Source organism: Leptotrichia sp. OH3620_COT-345 (genome assembly GCF_003932895.1).
Classification (GTDB): Bacteria; Fusobacteriota; Fusobacteriia; order Fusobacteriales; family Leptotrichiaceae; genus Pseudoleptotrichia.
Window position 1 is genome coordinate 1 of record NZ_RQYW01000017.1, and the last position, 20339, is coordinate 20339.

Annotated in this window: 20 protein-coding genes; 19 read left to right on the plus strand and 1 reads right to left on the minus strand. The window is 29.1% G+C overall.

Annotated elements, in window-relative coordinates:
- Positions 1-287: 287 nt before the first annotated feature.
- From EII29_RS09265 to EII29_RS09350, 18 genes are all read left to right on the plus strand, one after another.
- On the plus strand, positions 288-1082 hold the full coding sequence (locus EII29_RS09265) for an SDR family oxidoreductase (RefSeq protein WP_125237249.1): 795 nt from the start codon (positions 288-290) through the stop codon (positions 1080-1082).
- A 68-nt stretch (positions 1083-1150) separates the two neighbouring features.
- Positions 1151-2047 (plus strand): alpha/beta fold hydrolase, encoded by an 897-nt coding sequence (locus EII29_RS09270; protein ID WP_125237250.1) that lies wholly within the window; start codon positions 1151-1153, stop codon positions 2045-2047.
- A gap of 33 nt (positions 2048-2080) precedes the next feature.
- The gene (locus tag EII29_RS09275) at positions 2081-2677 is read left to right on the plus strand and encodes an ECF transporter S component (RefSeq protein ID WP_125237251.1); all 597 of its coding nucleotides are present in this window, start codon (positions 2081-2083) and stop codon (positions 2675-2677) included.
- A gap of 19 nt (positions 2678-2696) precedes the next feature.
- Positions 2697-3446 (plus strand): energy-coupling factor transporter transmembrane component T, encoded by a 750-nt coding sequence (locus tag EII29_RS09280; protein ID WP_125237252.1) that lies wholly within the window; start codon positions 2697-2699, stop codon positions 3444-3446.
- A complete protein-coding gene (locus tag EII29_RS09285; protein ID WP_125237253.1) occupies positions 3434-4297 on the plus strand; it encodes an energy-coupling factor ABC transporter ATP-binding protein in 864 nt (287 codons plus the stop codon). The genes EII29_RS09280 and EII29_RS09285 overlap by 13 nt, the downstream gene beginning before the upstream one ends.
- 43 nt (positions 4298-4340) lie before the next feature.
- Complete coding sequence (locus tag EII29_RS09290; RefSeq protein WP_125237254.1) at positions 4341-5156, plus strand: energy-coupling factor ABC transporter ATP-binding protein; 816 nt, start codon at positions 4341-4343, stop codon at positions 5154-5156.
- Positions 5157-5194: 38 nt separating this feature from the next.
- Positions 5195-5848 carry a hypothetical protein gene (locus tag EII29_RS09295; protein WP_125237255.1) on the plus strand — a complete coding sequence of 218 codons (654 nt, stop codon included), beginning with the start codon at positions 5195-5197 and terminating at the stop codon, positions 5846-5848.
- A 47-nt stretch (positions 5849-5895) separates the two neighbouring features.
- A complete protein-coding gene (locus EII29_RS09300) occupies positions 5896-7038 on the plus strand; it encodes a cysteine desulfurase family protein (RefSeq protein ID WP_125237256.1) in 1143 nt (380 codons plus the stop codon).
- Between the two features lie 31 nt (positions 7039-7069).
- Complete coding sequence (locus EII29_RS09305; protein ID WP_255411033.1) at positions 7070-7642, plus strand: metallophosphoesterase; 573 nt, start codon at positions 7070-7072, stop codon at positions 7640-7642.
- 22 nt (positions 7643-7664) lie between these two features.
- Positions 7665-9554: a DUF4032 domain-containing protein gene (locus EII29_RS09310; protein WP_125237258.1), complete on the plus strand. Its 1890-nt coding sequence runs from the start codon at positions 7665-7667 to the stop codon at positions 9552-9554.
- 16 nt (positions 9555-9570) lie between these two features.
- A complete protein-coding gene (locus EII29_RS09315; protein ID WP_125237259.1) occupies positions 9571-10368 on the plus strand; it encodes a Cof-type HAD-IIB family hydrolase in 798 nt (265 codons plus the stop codon).
- 30 nt (positions 10369-10398) lie between these two features.
- Positions 10399-13866, plus strand: coding sequence for a DNA polymerase III subunit alpha (gene dnaE, locus EII29_RS09320; RefSeq protein WP_125237260.1), 3468 nt, complete (start codon positions 10399-10401; stop codon positions 13864-13866).
- 68 nt (positions 13867-13934) lie between these two features.
- On the plus strand, positions 13935-14333 hold the full coding sequence (locus EII29_RS09325) for an acetyl-CoA carboxylase biotin carboxyl carrier protein subunit (protein WP_125237261.1): 399 nt from the start codon (positions 13935-13937) through the stop codon (positions 14331-14333).
- A gap of 54 nt (positions 14334-14387) precedes the next feature.
- A complete protein-coding gene (gene accC / locus EII29_RS09330) occupies positions 14388-15743 on the plus strand; it encodes an acetyl-CoA carboxylase biotin carboxylase subunit (RefSeq protein ID WP_125237262.1) in 1356 nt (451 codons plus the stop codon).
- A gap of 42 nt (positions 15744-15785) precedes the next feature.
- A complete protein-coding gene (locus tag EII29_RS09335) occupies positions 15786-16187 on the plus strand; it encodes an Asp23/Gls24 family envelope stress response protein (RefSeq protein WP_125237263.1) in 402 nt (133 codons plus the stop codon).
- Between the two features lie 15 nt (positions 16188-16202).
- Positions 16203-16847, plus strand: a complete 645-nt coding sequence (gene amaP / locus EII29_RS09340; RefSeq protein WP_125237264.1) for an alkaline shock response membrane anchor protein AmaP — start codon at positions 16203-16205, stop codon at positions 16845-16847.
- A 29-nt stretch (positions 16848-16876) separates the two neighbouring features.
- Entirely contained in the window at positions 16877-17281 is a 405-nt protein-coding gene (gene nusB, locus EII29_RS09345; RefSeq protein ID WP_125237265.1) for a transcription antitermination factor NusB, read from the plus strand.
- A 216-nt stretch (positions 17282-17497) separates the two neighbouring features.
- Positions 17498-18262 carry a hypothetical protein gene (locus tag EII29_RS09350; RefSeq protein WP_125237266.1) on the plus strand — a complete coding sequence of 255 codons (765 nt, stop codon included), beginning with the start codon at positions 17498-17500 and terminating at the stop codon, positions 18260-18262.
- A gap of 185 nt (positions 18263-18447) precedes the next feature.
- Here EII29_RS09350 and EII29_RS09355 read toward each other — a convergent pair whose 3' ends face one another.
- Positions 18448-19221: an alpha/beta fold hydrolase gene (locus tag EII29_RS09355; protein ID WP_125237267.1), complete on the minus strand. Its 774-nt coding sequence runs from the start codon at positions 19219-19221 to the stop codon at positions 18448-18450.
- A gap of 119 nt (positions 19222-19340) precedes the next feature.
- Here EII29_RS09355 and EII29_RS09360 point away from each other — a divergent pair, with 119 nt between their 5' ends.
- A complete protein-coding gene (locus tag EII29_RS09360; RefSeq protein ID WP_125237268.1) occupies positions 19341-20282 on the plus strand; it encodes a YafY family protein in 942 nt (313 codons plus the stop codon).
- Positions 20283-20339 lie beyond the last annotated feature (57 nt).

Sequence of the window (20339 nt, forward strand, 5' to 3'; positions counted from 1 at the left end):
AAAATTTTAATTGGGTTTAGAAATTTTTATAATTACAGTATTTTCTTTTGATGTTAAGATAAAAGAATGTTTTTTTGATAGGATATTTTTTTAGTAATTTATTTTAATAAGGCAAAAATTATATATTAGTTTATAATAAAAGAATATTTTTTAGTAAATTAATTTTTTATCCGTTTTTATAATATATATTTACACTTTTTATTCTTATTTCTAATATTCTTATTTATTATTTCTTTTTATTTCTTTTTTTGGTATAATGAAAGTAACATTTCTTAGGAGTTTGATTTATGAAAACGGTTTTAATAACGGGAGCGAGCAGCGGTATTGGATACGAACTGGCAAAAATATATGCTGAAAAGAATTATAATCTTGTAATTGTTGCAAGACGTTTTGAAAAAATGGAAGAATTGAGAAATATTATATTGAAAAATATAAATTCGAATATATTAATTGAAATAGTACGTGTCGATTTGGCAGAAGAAAATGCCTCATATAAATTATTTAATATTCTGGAAGAAAAGAATATTGAAATTGACTTATTGATAAATAATGCAGGAGTAGGAATATACGGAGCATTTTCAGAATATTCTCAAAAAGAAATGAAAAAAAATGATAAAATGATTAATTTGAATATAAAGGTATTAGTTGAACTTACTAAAATTTTTGTAAATAAAATGCTGGAAAAAGGTGAAGGCGGGATTTTAAATGTAGCTTCTGTTGCGGCATTTCAGCCCGGTCCTCTTATGGCTACATATTATGCGAGTAAAGGGTTTGTTCTTTCATTTTCTGAAGCGTTAAGAGAGGAACTGAAAAATACAGGAGTATATATTTCAGTACTTTGTCCCGGCCCAACTGAAACGGAATTTGAAAAAAGTTCAAACTTAACTGAAGCAGGATTATTTTCAAAAATGAAGGTAATGCCAGCTGAAAAAGTGGCGAAAATAGCTTATAAGGATTTTACACGGAAAAAAAGGATTATTATTCCGGGAATTATAAATAAAATAGCTGTACTAGGGTCAAAATTTCTTCCAAGAAAGTTGGTAATTAAAGTTATAAAAAAAATTCAGGAAAAGAAAAAATGAAATAAATAAATTGTTATTTCAAAGTTGGATATTAAAATAGAATAATGAAATAAGGAAAGGAAGAATGGATGGAAAAGAGATATTTTGAGAGTTTTGACGGTACAAAAATCCCGTATTTGTATTTCGGCTCGAACAGAGGAGAACAGTTTAAAAATGACATAGTTATATTACATGGAATTGCAGAGCCTGTATGGAGATATGAAGAATTTGGCAACTTTTTATGTGCAAATGGTTACAATGTTTTTATTCCTGAAATTAGAGGACATGGAGAACTTAAAACAGAAAAAATAGGAGACTTTGGAAAAAAAGGAATAGAAAGTGTATTTAAGGATATAGATGTGTTTTTTGAAAAGGAACTTATTTCCAGAGGTATAAAACCTGAAAATACAACAATATTCGGCCACAGTATGGGAGCGTTGATAACTACTCAATGGGCTATTGAAAATAATTATAAATATTTTATTCTGTCAGGATTTCCTTTAAAGAAGAAATCAGAAGTCTTTAAAGCAAGTTTACTTTCTATTTTTGAAAGGATGATGATTTTTAAGAAAAAATCGTTTTTTAATAAGGAGTTTAAAAAATACAATGCTTTTTTTGCTCCAAATCAAACCAAATTTGACTGGTTGACAAGAAACACAGAAGAAGTTAGAAAATATGAGGAAAGTGATTTCTGTGGATATCTTCTCTCACCAAAAGTCTTTTCGGGAATATTGAAAACAATGAGTTTTTTAAATAAAAAGTATAAAAAAATAAGGACAGATGCAAATATTCTTATAGTATACGGAACTGAAGATAAAGTAATGGATATTGAACATGTGAATAAAATTTTGTCAGTTTTGAGAAAAAAGAAAAGAAGAATTAATGTAATTGCAAATGATAAAGGACGGCATGAATCATTAAATGAAATAAATAAATATATGATTTATGATGAAATCCTCAAGTGGCTCAATGAAAGAGAAAAATAAATATCAAATATAAAAAAACGGGAGGAAATTATTATGAAAAGTATAAAAGAAGATTTTTCATTAATGTCTATTTTGTTAATACCGGTTGCCGTGGCAATAAATATGGCAGGTTTCGGTCTTGTAAAACTGCTTAATCTTCCTATATTTTTAGATACAGTAGGAACGGTTTTTATAAGTTTTCTTGCAGGTCCTTGGATAGGAGCTATAGCAGCGATACTTACAAGTGTAGTAAGCGGGATATTTGATCCTGTTTATCTGGCATATATTCCTACGTCTGTAGGTTTGGCCCTGACTGCAGGATTTTTGACAAGGTTTAAGTTCGGGAATAATATAATAAAAATTGCGATTTCTTCATTAGTGCTTACGATAATTGCAGTAGTTATTTCTGCCCCGATAACAGTAATTGTATTCGGAGGAGTCACAGGAAACATGACTTCTTCCATAACTGCATTGTTTTTGGCTTCAGGACAGCAAATATGGTCCGCTGTTATAAGCTCCTCAATAATAACAGAATTTGCTGATAAACTTGTAACTGTAATAATCTGTATTTTAATATTGGGAAGTATGTCATCAAGATATCTTATAAAATTCAAATATGGAGAAAAGTATATAAATAAATCCAAAAATTAAGTGTAGCAGGGGGATAGATATGGAAAAAAACATATTTAGGCGACTTTATCCGACTACAAAATTAATGATGACATTTACTTTGATAATGTCAGCATTTGTTATACCCGGTTATATATATTCCTACTTAATATTTTTGATATGCGGTATTATAGTTTATTTCTGCGGGAAATTAAAAGAATATACAAAGCAGGTATTTAAAAGTTTAATTCTACTTTTCATAATAATTTTTATTATACAAGGGATATTGATTTCCAAAGGTGAAATTTGGTTCAAGTTGGGATTTATTTCCGTGTATAAGGAGGGGATTATGAAAGGTGTAAACCTGACTTCTAAAATTACAGCTTTTGTTTCAGCTTTTACAATGTTTTTTCAAATAACTCCGATAAGAGATTTTGTAATTTCTCTTGAAAAAGCGGGAATGAATTCAAAAGCGGCTTACGTAGTGTTGCTTACATTACAGATAATACCTGAAATGATGAAAAGAACAAATGTCATAATGGATTCACAAAAAGCAAGAGGAGTAGAAACTGAAAGTAATATTTTTGTGAGAGCAAAAGCATTTATACCTATATTTTTTCCTCTTATACTTTCTTCTATAGAAAATACTGAAGAAAGGGCTATAACGCTTGAAGCAAGGGGATTTTCATCGGGGGTAAAAAAAACAAGGTTATACGATATTGAAAAAGTTTCATATGATTTACTGTTCAGGATATTGTTAGTAGTTTTTATTGTATTGTGTATTATTTGGAGGAAATTATGGAATATTTGAAATTAAGAGACATAAATTACAAATATCCTCTATCAGAAAATTGGGTATTAAAAAATATAAATATGGATATAAAAAAAGGAGAATTTTGGGCAGTTATAGGAAAAAACGGAAGTGGAAAAACTACTCTCTGTAATTTGTTGAGAGGATTTATCCCTGACTTTTACAAAGGGGAGCTGTTAGGAGAAGTGACAATTGAAAATAGAAAACTGTCAGAATATTCACCGAAAGAAATTACTGAAAAAATAGGTTTCGTATTTCAAAATCCTTTTACTCAGATAAGCGGTGTAAAAGAAACCGTTTTTGAAGAAACTGCATTTGGACTTGAAAATCTTGGGCTTGAAGTAAATTATATAAGGGCTAAAGTAGAAGAAGTATTGAAATTAATCGGGATAGAGTATCTGAAAGATAAAAATCCCTATGAACTGTCAGGAGGGCAGAGACAGAAAGTAGCTTTTGCTTCAATAATAGCAATGGATCCGGAAATACTTATAATTGATGAGCCTACATCTCAGTTGGATCCTCAGGGGACTGAAGAAATATTTAAAATAATAAATATGCTTTCAAAAAAAGGAAAGACAGTAATACTTGTTGAACACAAAATAGAAATGATTGCTGAATATGCTGAAAAAATTATAGTTCTTGATAAGGGAGAAATAATTTTGACAGGAGATACGAAGGAAATATTGAAAAATAAGATTCTCATAGAAAAGGAGATAGGAATACCCAGATATACAATGCTTGCTTATGAACTCGAAAGGAAATTTTCTGATAAAGTAAAGTTTGAAAAGATACCCGTAACAAAGGAAGATACATTAAATGAATTCGGAAAAATTAAAAATAGAAATAAATAACAGGAAAATTGGATTAGGTATCAATGGAATCGGGAGGAACTGAATGAGTTTTATAGAAATGGATAAAGTTAGTTTTATTTATCCTGACGGAACTGTGGCAATAGATGATATATCCTTAAATATAGAAAAAGGAGAAAATGTAGCAATTATCGGTCAAAATGGTGCAGGGAAAACTACCGGAGTAAAAATGTTGAACGGACTTTTAAAGCCTGTAAAAGGAAATATCATTGTGGGAGGATGGAATACCAAAGACTATACAACTGCACAAATGAGCAGAAAAGTAGGATATGTATTTCAGAATCCTATGGATCAGATTTTTCATAATAATGTTTATGATGAAATAGCATTTGGACCTAAAAAATTAAAATATACTGAAAATGAAGTGAAGAAAATGATTGAACAGGCAGTGGAATTGACCCGACTAAGCGGTTATATAAGGGAAAATCCGTATAATTTGCCTTATTCTTTAAGAAAATTTGTTACAATAGCTGCAATAGTTGCAATGGGGACTGATGTCATCATAATGGATGAGCCTACTGCAGGTCAGGATTTAAAAGGTATTATTATACTGAATGAACTGATAGGAAAACTAGTTGAACAGGGAAAAACTTTAATCACAATTACTCATGATATGGAATTTGTAGTAAATAACTTTGACAGGGTAATAGTAATGGCAAATAAGAAAATAATTGCCGACGGTGATAAAAAGGATATTTTTAAAGAGGAAGAAATACTTGTAAAAGGGAAAATAAAACGTCCGTATATAAGTGAACTGGCAAATGAACTTTCTATGAGTAGAAAGATTCTTACAATAGAAGATTTTATTAATGATTTTTCGGAAAGAATTCAGGAAAGGTAATATTTGGAATCTAAAAATAAGTAAGGCGGTGAATATGTATGCAGAAGAGATATAAAATCAAGATATTTAGGGATAATAAATCAAAGTTTATGTCCATATTGATATTTATGGGGATTTTTACTTTGGGCTGTGCTGTGAAAAATCCGAATCCTCGGAATAAAAGTACTACTGCAGTGGAAAAATCAGACATTGTGAGGGTAGATATTGAAAAAATAATAGAAAAAACGGAAAAAGAAATAGAAAAAACAGATAAAGATAAAACTTTACGTAAAAAAATAAAATCTGACGGAGAGAAAGAAAGTGAATATATAAATTATTATAACAAAAACAAAGAACTGAAAAAATTTGTAGTCAAACATTTTGCTGAAACAGGGAGATTAATACAGGAGTTTTATATAAAAGACGGAAAAATATATTATTTGTATCAGAAAAAAATAACATATAATCGACCTGTAGGCTGGACTAAGAAAAAAGCTAAAGAAAGCGGGGATACAGAGTATTTTGATTTGAAAAAATCAAAAAATGAAGAAGCAAAATATTATTTTGATTCTGAAGAAAATCTTATAAGACTCATATCTGAAGATGGAAAAGTAAATGATAATCAGGAAATACTTCAAGTAATAAAAAATGACTTAAAAGATGATTATTTATTAAATATTCAGAACAGTAAACAGAATCCCAATAAAATGTAATTCGGAGAGAAAGTTGCAGAAGGAAAAAGAGAAAAGGAGAAATAATTTTGAAATTAGTTTATTTGGATAATGCTGCATCAACAAAAATTATGCCTGAAGTCATTGAAAAGATTACAGAGTCTTATGAGGAAATTTATGCCAATCCTTCTTCAACTCACAGACTCGGTCAAAAAGCGAAAGGTATAATGGAAAAAACACGTAATACTATAGCGGGATGTCTGGGAGTGGAAGCTAATGAGATAATATTTACATCAGGAGGAGCCGAAGGGAATAATCTTATTTTGAGGGGAGCTTTAAATGCTTATGGATATAAGGGAAAGCATATTATAACATCGAAAGTAGAACATTCTACAGTGCTGAAAACATGTCAGCAGCTGGAAAGGGAAGGATATGAAGTAACATATATAGATGTCGACAGAGAAGGTATTATTGATATTGAGCAGTTGAAAAATTCCGTAAGGAAAGATACGGTTTTAGTTTCAATAATGTATGTAAATAATGAAACGGGAGTAAAACAACCTATAGAAGAAATAGGAAAGATACTTGAAGGAACAAGTATACTTTTTCATACTGATGCAGTTCAGGCAATAGGAAAGGAGATTATTTTTCCTAAAAATATGAGAATAAGTGCATTAACGGCCACAGCTCACAAATTTTACGGACCGAAAGGTATCGGATTTATATTTCTTGATAAAAATTTTCTTGTGGAAAAGGAAATATGGGGGGGCTCTCAAGAAAGAAACAGGAGAGCGGGGACTGAAAATATACAAGGGATAATCGGACTCGGAACTGCAATGGAAGAAATGTATAAGACAATGTATGAAGAAGATGAAAAGGAAAAAGAACTCCATAGATATATGGAAAAACGCCTGAAAAATGAAATACAGGGATTAGAAATAAATGGAGAAAAAGCAGAAAGGATAAATATGATTTCCAACATATGTATCAGTGGATGTGATGTGCAGACTATGCTTATTGCTCTTGATTTAAGGGGAATATGTGTCAGCGGAGGTTCAGCCTGTATGTCGGGAGCTCATGAAGATTCATATGTGCTTAAAGAAATGGGATTGTCAAAGGAAGAACTGAAAAATTCTTTCAGAGTGAGTATCGGAAGATATACAACAAAAGAAGAAATTGATTATTTTATAGATAATTTAAAGGAAATTGTAAAGATAGAAAGAGGAGAATAAAGTTATTAAAAGAAAATATAAATTTTTATGTATAAGCGATATTGAAATATTAAGTAATATGGAAGAAGAATTTTTAAAGCAGAGATTTAAAGATATTGATTTTATAATGTCTGCAGGTGATGTTTCCAACAGATATCTTGATTTTCTTGTATCCGTACTAAATAAAGATATAATATGTGTAAATGGAAATCATATTTATCATAAAGATTATCCCATAACATTTGCCAAAGTTATAGACGGAAAGTTTTTAAAGTATAAAGGGCTCAGGATTTTGGGACTGGATGGTTGTAAAGTGTATTCATTTAAGGAACATCAATATACTGAAAAACAGATGAAAATAAAAATTTTAAAAAATATTTTTCATCTATTGAAAGGAGTGGACATTGTTTTGAGTCATGCTTCTCCTGAAGGTATACATGATGTAAATGATGGTGTACATAATGGATTTAAAGCTTTTCATATGATTATAAAACGTTTTAAGCCTAAGCTTTGGATACATGGACATATACATTTGCATAATTTTATGGATCATCAGGATACGAAAGTTGGAGAAACGATAGTCTCAAATACGTTCGGATACAGAATATTTACTATTGAAAAATAATATTTGTCGGAGGAATGGAAACATGGATAGAAATTCCGCCCATTTGTTTGAAGCGGATAGAGCATATAAAAAATTTTTAAAATCATCAAAGGGACTTTTTGGATTGAAAAAAAAGGAAAATCTGGAATCTTTTTCTGAGGTTCAGAAAAGGGAGAATGCCTATAACAGTGTCTATATAGGAATAAAAGAAATTTCCTTGGAAAAAATTGTAGGAAGTGTAGAAAAATATAAGGATTTTAATAAAAATTTTGTACCTGCAAAAGATATAATAAAACAAAGATGGATGAGTATTTATATAGGATATATTGATGAGAATATGTTACCTCCTGTAATATTATATAAAATAAAGGACAGTTATTATGTTTATGACGGAAATCACAGAATTTCTGTTGCGAAATTTTTAAATTTTGTTTCGATTGAAGCGGAAGTGGAAGAATTTTTGCCGTCAAAGGATGATACAGATGAAATAATCTATAGAGAAAGTATGCTTTTTGAAAAAGAAACAGGGATAGGAAATGTCATTTTAACAAATCCCTCAAAATATAAATATTTAAGAAATGAAATTGAAAATTATATGAATTTTCTTCATAAGAAAAAAAATGAAAATGTAGATTATAAAAAAGCTGCTGAAAATTGGAACAGAAATGTATTTGTTCCTGTGAAGACTCTTATAAAAGAAAATAATATACTTAAAAATTTTAATGGAGAAAATATTAATGATTTATTTTTATTTATTTTAGATCATAAATATTTTTTAAGTAAAAACAGGGGAGAAAATATAGGATATCTTTTCAGTGCAATTGATTTTATAAATATGGTTAAAACAAATGAAAATGAAAATTTTGACTATAAGTGTCTAATTGACGGAGAAGAATTAAAAGAATGCTGCCGTAAGTTAAAAAAGATTGATAGAGAACTTACACATTTACAAGAGGAAATAATCATAAATGAAAAATTATATGAGCTGATAGGAATAAATTTTGATTATAACAAAATTTTAATTAAAGATATAAAAAAATATGATACCATTCAAAAATGGTATGAAGATAAATATAAAAAATTAACATGGCATTTTATAGATAAAGTCAATATGCTTCCAGAAAAATATAGTAGTTATCTGGGATATTTCAAAATAAATAGAATATTTAATTTTATTATTGAATATGAAAATGTTAGAAACGAAAGCAGTGAGGGAATTTCTGAAATATCGGTTTTAAATTATATTATAGAAATATTTATACCTGTTGTTTCTTTTTCAGAACAAAAAAATAATGAATGGGGAGACTTCGGAGTTAAATTTTTAAATATGTATGAAAAAATTCAAAAGGAATTTTTTTATATACTTAAAGTCAGGAAATATCTTTTACAAGAAGGAAAATCTGTAAAATATGAAAATATAATTTCAGATGAAGTAACTAGACATTTATTTTCTTTAAATAAAAGTAAGTATTATGACATAAAGAAAATTTTAATACATCAGAAATATAATGAATTTTTAATTAATCTTAAAAAGACTGAAGATTTTTTGAAAATATATAAAAAATATGGGGAAATTAGGAAATATGAAACTTTTGTAAAACTGTTTGAAATGCTTGATATTTTAGGAGAAAAGGAATTTATAAAAAAATTGAAGACGGATTTGAAAAAAATGTCCGTATCACAAAATATTGTTTCTGATTATAAAACAAAAACGGTTTTTTTCGAGCTGGATGATGCATTGTCAGAAAAAAGAGAAAGCATTTCGGAGGGTAACAGTAAATATTCGTTTATAGATTTTTATGTAGATATATTATTTTTTACAAAAAATAGCATAAAAGATGAAAAGGGGAATTTTATAGAAAATATAGAGATGGATATAGATATTCTTGATATGGAGCTACATTATTCGGAAAAAAGAAATATACGGAATTAGAAAAATGGGAGGACAGATGAAAATAAAAGCTATATTTATGGATTTGGACGGTACACTTTTAAAAAGTGATCATACAATATCTTTGAAATTAAAGAAAAAATTGAAAGAACTTCAAGAAAAAGGAATTAAAATATTTATTTCTACAGGTAGAAGTTTCAGATCTTCGTATCCTTTTGTGAAAGAATTGGGAATTACAACACCAGTCATTACATATAATGGAGGAAGAATTGTCATTCCCGATACAGGAGAAGTGGTTTATGAAAAGCCTGTAAATGTGGAAAATGTAAAAAAAATAATAGAAATCTCAAGGGAAAAAGGGATACATCTGAACCTTTACAACGATGATGAATTATATATAGAACAGGAAAGTGAAGAAGGAATAGGCTATGCTGAACGTGTGGGAATACCTTATCGATTAATTAATTTTGATGAATTTAAGAAGAAAACATCGACAAAGGGTTTATTTCTGGCAGAAAACCGAATATTGACAGAGCTGAAAAAAGAACTTGATGAAAAACTGTCGGATGTAAATTTTGTATTTTCTCAACCTACATATTTAGAAGTTTTGAATAAAGAAGTGAATAAAGGAACAGCAGTTTTGGAAATGCTTAGGAAATATGATATTTCTTCTAATGAAGCAATGGCATTCGGAGATCAGTGGAATGACCTTGAAATGCTTAAAAGTGTAAAGTACGGATATTTAATGGGAAATGCTACAGATGAGCTGAAAAAACAGTTTTTTTTAGACAGGATAACATTATCCAATGATGATGACGGTATTTACAATGTACTGAAAAATATTGTTTCAAATTAATGGTAAATAGCCTATAATAAAGGTGATATAATGGAAAATAAAATGGTGCATTTAAAATTGCATACTGAATATTCTCTTCTTGAAGGAGTAGGTAAAATTGACGAATACATGGAAAAAGCTCTTACTGTTGGAGCGAGAACTCTTGCTATTACCGATACTTCCATGTTCGGAGCAGTGGAATTCTATAAGAAATGTATTAAATCAGGGATAAAACCGATAATAGGGCTTGAAGTCTTTTTGGATGGAATTGTATCCGAGGGAGAATATTCCCTGACATTGATTGCAAAAAATAAAAGCGGATACAGAAATTTGTCAAAACTTTCTTCACTTTCATACAGCAGGTTTAATAAGAGAAGAAATAAAATAAAGTATGAAGAGCTGCTTAAACACTCACAGAATATTTATATTCTTTCAGGAGGAATATACAGTGAAATAACACAAGGAATAATAGAATACAAATATTCTGAAGCTAAAAAAGTTGCCTTGAAATTGGCTAAAGATTTCGGAGAGTATTTTTTTATAGAAATTCCGGCTGTAAAAAGACTTGAAAATGTGAGAAAAAGTCTTTCGGAGATGGTAGAAGAAACGGGGATATCGTATGTAATAACAAATGATGTGTATTATCCTCATAATGGAGATGCGATACTTCAGAAAATAATGTCTTCAATAAAAGAGGGGAATAAAATAGAAACTGTTCAGGAAAATATATTTTATGATGATCTGTATTTAAAGACATATGAACAAATAAAAGAAAGTTTTTCCAATATAGGGGAAGATTTTTTTAATAAAGGAATTGAAAATACATTTAATTTGGCTGAAAATTGCAGTATGGATTTTGAATTTGATGTGTTTAAATTTCCGAAATATGAACTTCCTTCAGGTGTCAGTGAAAATTCTTATATAAGAAAGCTTGTTTATGAAGGCATAGCTTTAAGGTATCTGAAAGAAAACATTGAAATAACAAAGGAAAAACAAGAGGATGAAATAAAAGAAAAATTGACTTCCAAAAAAATGGAATATGTTTTTCAAAGAGCTGATTATGAACTTAAAGTAATAAATAATATGGGGTATAATGGATATTTCATAATAGTATGGGACTTTATAAAATATGCTAAAGAAAACGGAGTATATGTAGGACCGGGAAGAGGTTCGGCAGCCGGAAGCCTTGTTTCCTATGCTCTTAATATAACTGAAATAGACCCTCTGAAATATAATCTGATTTTTGAAAGATTTTTAAATCCTGAAAGAATATCAATGCCCGATATTGATATAGATTTTGATCAGGAACAAAGAGAAACGGTTATAAATTATGTATTAAACAAATACGGTACACAGCATGTAGCTCATATAATAACATTCGGGACTTTAAAAGCAAGAGCGGCAATAAGAGATGTAGGACGTGTACTGAATATAAATCTTAAAAAAATTGACAAAATTGCAAAAATGATACCTTTTAATATGGATTTGGGTAAAGCACTTGAAATAGTCCGTAACCTGAAAAATATGTATGATGAAGATTCTGAAATCAGAACAGTAATCGACTATTCTTTAAAAATAGAAGGTAGAGTAAGACATGCTTCAGTACATGCAGCAGGAGTAGTAATTTCAAAAGATGTACTTGATGAGGAAATACCTACTTACTCTGATGGTAAAACTTCCGTACTTTCTACCCAGTATCAGATGAAAGAACTCGAAGACCTCGGTATACTTAAAATGGATTTTTTAGGTCTGAAAAACTTAACAATTTTAAGAAAAACTGTGGAAAATATCGAAAAAAGTCGAGGAGAAATTTTGAGGTTGGAAAATATAGACCTTGAAAATGAAAAAGCTTATAAACTTATGACTGATGCAGATACATTGGGAATATTTCAGTGTGAATCATCGGGGATAAGAAGATTGATGAAAAAAGTAAAAATAGAAAAATTTGAAGATATAATGGTTCTTCTTGCTTTATATCGTCCGGGTCCGTTACGTAGCGGAATGGTCGAAGATTTTATAGCAGCTAAAAATACAGGAGCGGAAATAAAATATCCTGATGAATCCCTGAAAGAAATACTTGAAGAAACATACGGTGTTATACTTTATCAGGAGCAGGTCATGAAAATAGCAAATGAAATGGCAAAATATTCTTTAGGAGAAGCTGATGAGCTGAGAAGGGCAATAGGAAAGAAAATACCTGAACTAATAGAGGAAAACAGGGAGAAATTTGTGCAAAAGGCTGTGGAAAACAATGTCTCCGCTAAAAATGCAAATGAAATATACAATCTTATAGATAAATTCGGAGGATACGGATTTAATAAGTCTCATTCGGCAGCTTATGCTCTCATAGTATATTGGACTGCATATTTTAAGGCAAATTATCCTGTAGAATTTTTTGCGGCTGTAATGACCACGGAAATGTACAATATAGAAAGACTGTCATTATTTATAAATGAAGCAAGGGAAAAGGGGATAAATGTATTTGTCCCTGATGTGAATTTATCTGATTATGAGTTTAAAGTCGAAAAGACCGGTGTAAGATTCGGTCTTGTTGCCATAAAAGGAATAGGGGGAAATTTTGTAAAGGAAATAATGGAAGAAAGAAAAAACAGTATTTTTACTTCTTATGAGGATTTTACTTATCGGATGAAACAGAAGGGACTTAATAAAAAACAAATGGAATCTCTTATTTTTTCAGGAAGTCTGGACAGCCTTTACGGAAATAGAAATCAAAAATATTCATCTGTTGACAGAGTAATGGAGTGGAGTCAAAAAAAATATGAGGCTGAAGAAGATTTGCAAATGATACTGTTCGGAGGTAAGAGTAAAAAAGTCGGAGATTTTAAAATGGAAGAACTTGAAGAATATCCGAAAAAAACTTTACTTAAAAATGAAAAGGAATATTTGGGAATATATGTATCGGGTCATCCGATGGATGATAAAAGAAAACAGTTTGAAATAGTGGAGCATATAAAAATTTCAGAACTGGAAAATATGAAAATAAGCAATAAAAAGGGAAAAATGTCCAAAGTAAGAATAGCGGGAATAATAAAAAATGTAAATAAAATTGTGACGAAAGCATCACGGGAACCTATGGCAAAATTTGAATTGGAAGATTTTACAGGTATGATAGAAGTTATATGTTTTCCTAAAGATTTTATAAATCTCGGTTATAAAATAATCGAAGATGAAGCTGTTATAGTAGAAGGACATTTGAATAGTGAGGAAAGTGGACATTCAATTGTCATAAATGAAATTTATGGTATTGATGAGTTAAATGAAAATAAATATTTGAATTTATACGTTTTAATTGATAGGGAAAGTGAACAAAAGGTATCTGCAATAAAAAAACTTATAATAAATAATAAAGGGAATAATCAAGTTTTTCTTGCAGTGAATACAGATGAAAATAAAAAAGAAATTATAAAACTGAATAAAAAATATAATGTTAATTTATCAAAGAAATTTTTAACTGAACTGGTGGAACTTATAGGATTAAAAAAAATAAAAGTACGTTAGATTGAAAAAATTCAATCTATATGTTAAAATTATAAAAAGATTTCATAAATAAACTCATAGGAGGAGAAATGGAACTTAGAGATATAAAGGAACTGATGAAGATATTAAAACAGGAAGAAATGGCTGAAATGAAAGTTAGATATGGGAAAATAAAGCTTGTATTGACTAATTCCGAAATATCTTCAAAAGAAACACCGCAGGAAACAAAAAGAATAGGAACATCTGAAAAAATAGAAAGTACAATCAAAGAGGAAGTTATAAAATCTCGAAATGTGGGTGAAATAATACTCGAAAGACTTGAAAAAGGAATGGAAGTTTACAAAGGTATGAAATTAGCAAAGATTAGAACAATAGGAATAGATACTGACGTTAAATCTAATGTTGACGGCATATTAAAAGAAATACTCATTTCCGATCAGTCAACAGTGGACTATGCTAAATCCTTATTTGTAATAGAAGTATTGTAATACAATAACTTGACAAAAATAATTTTACATAGTAAATAAATTTTGGGAGGAGCAATGTTTAAAAAAATATTAATAGCAAACAGAGGAGAAATAGCAGTAAGAATTATAAGAGCGGCAAGAGAACTGGACATAAAAACCGTTGCAGTATATTCCGAGGCTGATGCGGATTCATTACATGTGAAACTGGCTGATGAAGCGGTTTGCATAGGGCCTGCGAGTAGTGCCGATTCATACCTGAAAATTCCTAATATAATATCAGCTGCACAAATAACGGGAAGTGAAGCTATTCATCCGGGATATGGATTTTTAGCTGAAAATGCTTCTTTTGCGAAAATATGTGCACAGAATAATATAGTATTTATAGGTCCGAAACCTGAATTGATTAACATGATGGGAGATAAAGCAACTGCAAGGGAAACAGCTATAAAAAATAAAGTTCCTATAACAAAAGGCTCTGACGGAATAGTTCCCGATGTGGAGGAAGCTAAGAAAATAGCTGAATGGATAACTTATCCAGTTATGATAAAAGCTACCGCTGGAGGTGGAGGAAAAGGAATGAGAATTGCTCATGATGAAAAAGAATTGACAGAAAATTTTATAGCTGCACAAAATGAAGCGAAAGCTGCTTTTGGAAATCCTGATGTTTATATTGAAAAATATGTGGAAGAGCCGAGACATGTAGAAATACAGGTTATAGGAGATAAGTTTGGAAATGTGGTACATTTAGGTGAAAGAGACTGTTCCATTCAGAGAAGACACCAGAAACTTATAGAAGAAGCACCTTCAGCAGGAATTGATGCAAAAACAAGGGAAAAAATGGGGAAATTTGCGGCAAAACTGGCAAAAGGCATAGGTTATGACAGTGTAGGTACTCTTGAATTTCTTGTAGATAAAAATATGAATTTTTATTTTATGGAAATGAATACAAGAATACAGGTAGAGCATACAATAAGTGAAGAAATAACAGGAATAGATCTAATAAAAGAGCAGATCAGAGTAGCAGCAGGAAAAGTATTGAGTTTTTCTCAAAAGGATATAAAGATAGACGGTCATGCAATAGAATGCAGGATAAATGCTGAAGATTCTGAAAACGGTTTTTTACCTTCATCGGGAACTCTTGAAAAATATATTCCTTCAGGAGGAATAGGAGTAAGAGTGGATTCACATTCTTATCAGGATTATGAAATCCCTCCTTATTATGACTCAATGATTGCTAAACTTATAGTAAAAGGGAAAACAAGGGAAGAAGCCATAAAAAGAATGAAAAGAGCTTTAAAGGAATTTATAGTTGAAGGAGTAGATACTACGATACCTTTTCATTTGAAAGTTCTTGATAACAAGGAGTTTAATAAAGGAACAGTATATACGAATTTTATAGAAACACATTTTAAAGATTCATCAGGGAAATAGTTAATAATACTAAATTTATAATAAAAAATAGGAGGTAATAAAATGAACGAGTTAGGAAATATAAGTATATCATCAGATGTTGTTGCAACTATTGCAGAATCTGTAATAACAGAAATTGACGGAATATATAGTCTGGCAGGTAATGCTCCGAAAAATGAAATAACTAAGTTTTTCCAGAGTGTTTCTTCAACAGGAAATAAAGGAATTGATGTTGAAGTAGGTGAAACGGAGTGTACCCTTGACTTGTATATCATTGCAAAACTGGGATATCAGCTTCCGGCACTGGCAGGAGAAATACAGACAAAAGTAGTTAAAGCCATAACTGAAATGACAGGTTTGAAAGTACAGGAAGTTAATGTCTATATACAAAAAGTGGTAAAAGATACTCATGAGAATCTTACCGAAATACCGGAACCTGTGGAAATAGCGGAAGAAAATAATTAAGAGAAGGAGTGATTTATGATAACAATATTAGGCTTTTTAGCAAAACTGTCAGTAATAGCGGGAATTTTGGGGGCAGCTTTTGCAAGTGTATCTGATCTTATAATGAAAACGGATTATTTGGCTAAATTTGATAATATGGTAGATTTGGGAAGTGTAAGAGTGAAAGTAATATTCGGATTACTTTCAATATTGTATTTACTTATATTTTTACTGTCATACATTAATAAAGTTACAAAATATTCTCAAAATAGAAAAGTTAAAACAAAAACCGGAGAAATAGAAGTTACTATAAAAACAATAAATGAAGTAGCAAAGGATTTTCTGAGTTCTCAGGAAATTATTAAAAATTCAAAAGTAAAATCTCATCCTAAAGGTAGGGCTGTAGTTATAGAAGCTGTTGTAGATACTTATAATGTAGATAACTTAAATGATAAACTTTTAAAAATACAGGAAAAACTTTCCGAGTATGTGTTTAATTCTACAGGAATTTCAGTCAAAAAAAGTAAAGTTAAGCTGAAAAAAGTTTTAGGGGAAACAATTGTAGAAAAGAAAATAATAGAAGCACCTCAAGAAAGTAATGTGGAAATTGTAATGAATACGGAAGAAAAAATGAGTGAAACGGTTGTTCCGGAAACTGTCAATGAAGAAAAAATTGATTAATATAAGTTCGGTTTAGAAAGGGTAATTTAATGACACGTAGAGAAATTAGAGAAGAAATATTCAAACTTCTTTTTGAAAAAGAACTTATTGACAATAATATCAATAAAAGAATTAACGAAGTAATAGAAGAAAATAAAATAAAAAAAGAGGAACATATTGAATTTTTAAAATCTTATGTTATTGAAATAATAGAAAATGAAAATTTTTTAATAGAAAAAATAAAAAATATACTGGATGGTTGGACTTATGAAAGATTGGGAGTTCTGGAAAAAGTTTTGCTGAAAATATCCTTTTATGAAATTCTTATAAAAAAAATAGGGTATGAAATAGCAATAAATGAAGCTTTGGAAATTGCCAAAAAATACTCTTATGATGATACAAAGGAATTTTTAAACGGTATACTTGCAAAGTTGGTTATGGAAAATTTTATATAAGAATATGAAAAATAGAAAAGTGTAAATGAACTAGTTTATGGGGTGATTTTTTAACAGTATCGGTTTGAAAAATTATTATTGTAAATAGCAATCATAAAAACAAAATATGGAATAACAGTTGGTAAAGGAGTTTTTCGTATATATCTTTCAGTGAATAGAATATATTGAAAAGCTTCTTTGATTTATTTAGCAATAATTTAAAAATAAGGAGAAGAAATGGGAAATTTTGGAGATAATGAAAGAGATGAAATAATTTATAGAAGTTACATCGAAGAAATATTGAAACCTGAAAAAATAAATATAAAAGAATTTGAAAAAAATATAGAATTTATAAATGATAATAATATATCAAAAAGAAATTCATTGAAACCTAATTTAAGAAATAACATTTTCATGGGAAAACATAGAGATACAGGGGAGTTTTATTATTATTTCAAATCTTCGGAAAATTTTGTGACAAGATTTATATTGAGTGAAGAAGCTTTTAAAATATTCAATGGCAATAATGAAAATGATATTGTAGAAAGTAAAAGACTGAAAATAACATCAACTTTGATATTGATTTATTATAAAGAAATGATAGGATATTATCAGGAAAAAGCGGCGGAATTGAAAATAGAAGAAATGTATGAAGGATTTGAAGAAGAAAGGCTGAAAGAAGTAGAGAAAATAATAAAGGAAATAATGATATTTTTTGCTAAAGTATATTATAGACATCCTATATATGAAGAAAGAGAAACTTCAAAGTATTTAGAATATTTAATGGAAAAATATAATATCACGGATCAAATAAATGAACTGGAAAAAACTTTAAATTTTATTAGAGAAATAGGTATTTATCAATTAAAGAGAAAAGAAGAAAAGGAAAAAGAAAGAGAAGAAAAAACAAGGGAAAAGTGGAACATAATATTTGCAGTAATAGGAACCGTTATAGCATTGGGAGAAATATTTTTAGCAGTTACGGAGTTGTTTTTAAAATAAATAATAATTTTATAACAGTGCTAATTTAAAATAAAAAACTGTTCTATAAGTAAAAAAGATGTCCGGTTATACAATATTTCTTAAAATATCAGAATTTTTTTTGATTTTTAAAATATATTGATTTATAGTGGAATAAAAATCGTTTTTTTACTTACGGAACAGTTATTATTATATTTTATCAAATTTTATTGTAAAAATTTAATCACATTCTTGATAAATTCATCAGGATTATCCATATTTACTCCATGAGAAGAATTTTCGACTATTACAGCTTTTGTGTTTGGTCGTTTTTGTTCCATTTCAAAAATTTCATCATCTGATACAACCCAAGATTGGCGACCGTGTATTAAAAGTATCGGACAGCTACTTTTCAAAAAAATATCCCAGTAATTGCCGTTTAATGTGTTTTCAGGTTTCCATATATTATTTTTATCAAAACGAAATTTCCAGCCTTTTTCATCTTCTGTTGCACTTTCAAGAAAGTAAGCGGGTTCCGTTATACCTAAATTTTTTAAACCGGTTTCAAGATTTCTCAAACTAATTTCATAATCAGGTATTTCTTTGGTAAATGAAATATCTTCATTTATGAAAACTCCTATATCTTCAGAAATAATTTTGGTAATCTTCGGATATAGTGCAGCAGCATGATATGCGACTAATCCTCCTAAAGAATGTCCTATAACTGTAATCTTTTCAGATTTTATAATATTACTCAAAAATACCGAAAAATCATTTAAAAAATCGGAAATTTTATAATTTCCATATTTTGAATGTTGACTGAAACCGTGTCCCCGAAAATCTAAACTAAATACATGATAATCTTTAAAATTTAGGATATTTGAATAATACCTTGCATTTCCAAATTGTCCATGAAGACAGATAATAACAGGCTTTCCTGATAATCCGTTTTCAAGATAAGACAGTTTTAAATTATTTGAAATAAAATATTTTCTTTTCATTGTTTTTTTGTCCTTTCATGTTTAGAGTATAATAAAGTATAGTGTAAAAAAGTGTCAGACTATGAAACTTTTGTCTGATATAATTTAAAGGCAGAAAAAGTATCAAAATAGGAGGAAAAATGAATAAATCCGAGAGGATAAATGACATGATAATGTATTTTAATAAAATAAGTTATTTTAATTTACAAGATATAATAAGAAGATATAATATTTCAAGAAGTACAGCATTAAGAGATATAGAGACTGTCGAAAGAATCGGAGTGCCTATTTATTCTGAAAAAGGGAAAAACGGAGGATACAGAATTTTAAGTAAAAGGCTTCTTGCACCTGTCATATTTACTATAGATGAAATACATGCTCTTTACTTCTGTATGTTGACACTTAGAGGTTATGAAACAACACCGTTTGATTTGAATATAGATAAACTGGAGGAAAAATTCCGTAGTTGTCTGCCGGATGAGAGGCTAAAAAAAATTGAAATTATGAAAAAAGTATTGCAATTTGAGATTTATAAACATAAGAATAGCAGTCCTTTACTGAAAAAAATATTGGAAGCAATAATAGAAAATAAAATTTGCAACATAGAATATAATAAAAAAGGAAATTTAAAAAATTATAAAGTTCAATTTTTTAGAATATGTGCTAGTTATGCACAGTGGTATGCTGAAGGAATTAACTGTAAAAATGGGAAAATAAGAATTTTTCGATGTGATAAAATTATATTTGTGGATAAAATAGAAGAATGTTCAAAATACAGGATAACAGATATTCTTAAAAAAGTTCCTGAAATATATAGAAATGAAAAATCAGTTGATTTTGAAATTAAAATTTCAGAAAAAGCATTGGATATATTTTACAAAGAAAATTATCCTTCCATGAGATTAGTTACCGACAACGGGGAAAATATAATAAAGGGTTTTTATAATGAAAATGAAGAAAAATTTATAGCGGATTATTTTTTAAAATATGGAGAAAATATAATTTCCATAGAGCCTCAAGAGCTAAAGGAATTTATTAGGAACGAAATCAAAAAACTTGCTGTTCATTTTAATAATTTGTAAAAAGAAGATGAGACGGCTTTATAAATAGAAAATATTTCATAAAAAAATATAAACCGC

Bases quoted from the DNA above. Each gene is read 5' to 3' on its own strand.
- EII29_RS09310 (WP_125237258.1), top strand. From the start codon at position 7,665: ATGGATAGAAATTCCGCCCATTTGTTTGAAGCGGATAGAGCATATAAA.
- EII29_RS09295 (WP_125237255.1), top strand. From the start codon at position 5,195: ATGCAGAAGAGATATAAAATCAAGATATTTAGGGATAATAAATCAAAG.
- EII29_RS09275 (WP_125237251.1), top strand. From the start codon at position 2,081: ATGAAAAGTATAAAAGAAGATTTTTCATTAATGTCTATTTTGTTAATA.
- EII29_RS09350 (WP_125237266.1), top strand. From the start codon at position 17,498: ATGGGAAATTTTGGAGATAATGAAAGAGATGAAATAATTTATAGAAGT.
- EII29_RS09360 (WP_125237268.1), top strand. From the start codon at position 19,341: ATGAATAAATCCGAGAGGATAAATGACATGATAATGTATTTTAATAAA.
- dnaE (WP_125237260.1), top strand. From the start codon at position 10,399: ATGGAAAATAAAATGGTGCATTTAAAATTGCATACTGAATATTCTCTT.
- EII29_RS09335 (WP_125237263.1), top strand. From the start codon at position 15,786: ATGAACGAGTTAGGAAATATAAGTATATCATCAGATGTTGTTGCAACT.
- EII29_RS09290 (WP_125237254.1), top strand. From the start codon at position 4,341: ATGAGTTTTATAGAAATGGATAAAGTTAGTTTTATTTATCCTGACGGA.
- accC (WP_125237262.1), top strand. From the start codon at position 14,388: ATGTTTAAAAAAATATTAATAGCAAACAGAGGAGAAATAGCAGTAAGA.
- EII29_RS09325 (WP_125237261.1), top strand. From the start codon at position 13,935: ATGGAACTTAGAGATATAAAGGAACTGATGAAGATATTAAAACAGGAA.
- EII29_RS09355 (WP_125237267.1), bottom strand. From the start codon at position 19,221: ATGAAAAGAAAATATTTTATTTCAAATAATTTAAAACTGTCTTATCTT.
- EII29_RS09280 (WP_125237252.1), top strand. From the start codon at position 2,697: ATGGAAAAAAACATATTTAGGCGACTTTATCCGACTACAAAATTAATG.
- EII29_RS09270 (WP_125237250.1), top strand. From the start codon at position 1,151: ATGGAAAAGAGATATTTTGAGAGTTTTGACGGTACAAAAATCCCGTAT.
- EII29_RS09265 (WP_125237249.1), top strand. From the start codon at position 288: ATGAAAACGGTTTTAATAACGGGAGCGAGCAGCGGTATTGGATACGAA.
- EII29_RS09285 (WP_125237253.1), top strand. From the start codon at position 3,434: ATGGAATATTTGAAATTAAGAGACATAAATTACAAATATCCTCTATCA.
- amaP (WP_125237264.1), top strand. From the start codon at position 16,203: ATGATAACAATATTAGGCTTTTTAGCAAAACTGTCAGTAATAGCGGGA.
- nusB (WP_125237265.1), top strand. From the start codon at position 16,877: ATGACACGTAGAGAAATTAGAGAAGAAATATTCAAACTTCTTTTTGAA.
- EII29_RS09315 (WP_125237259.1), top strand. From the start codon at position 9,571: ATGAAAATAAAAGCTATATTTATGGATTTGGACGGTACACTTTTAAAA.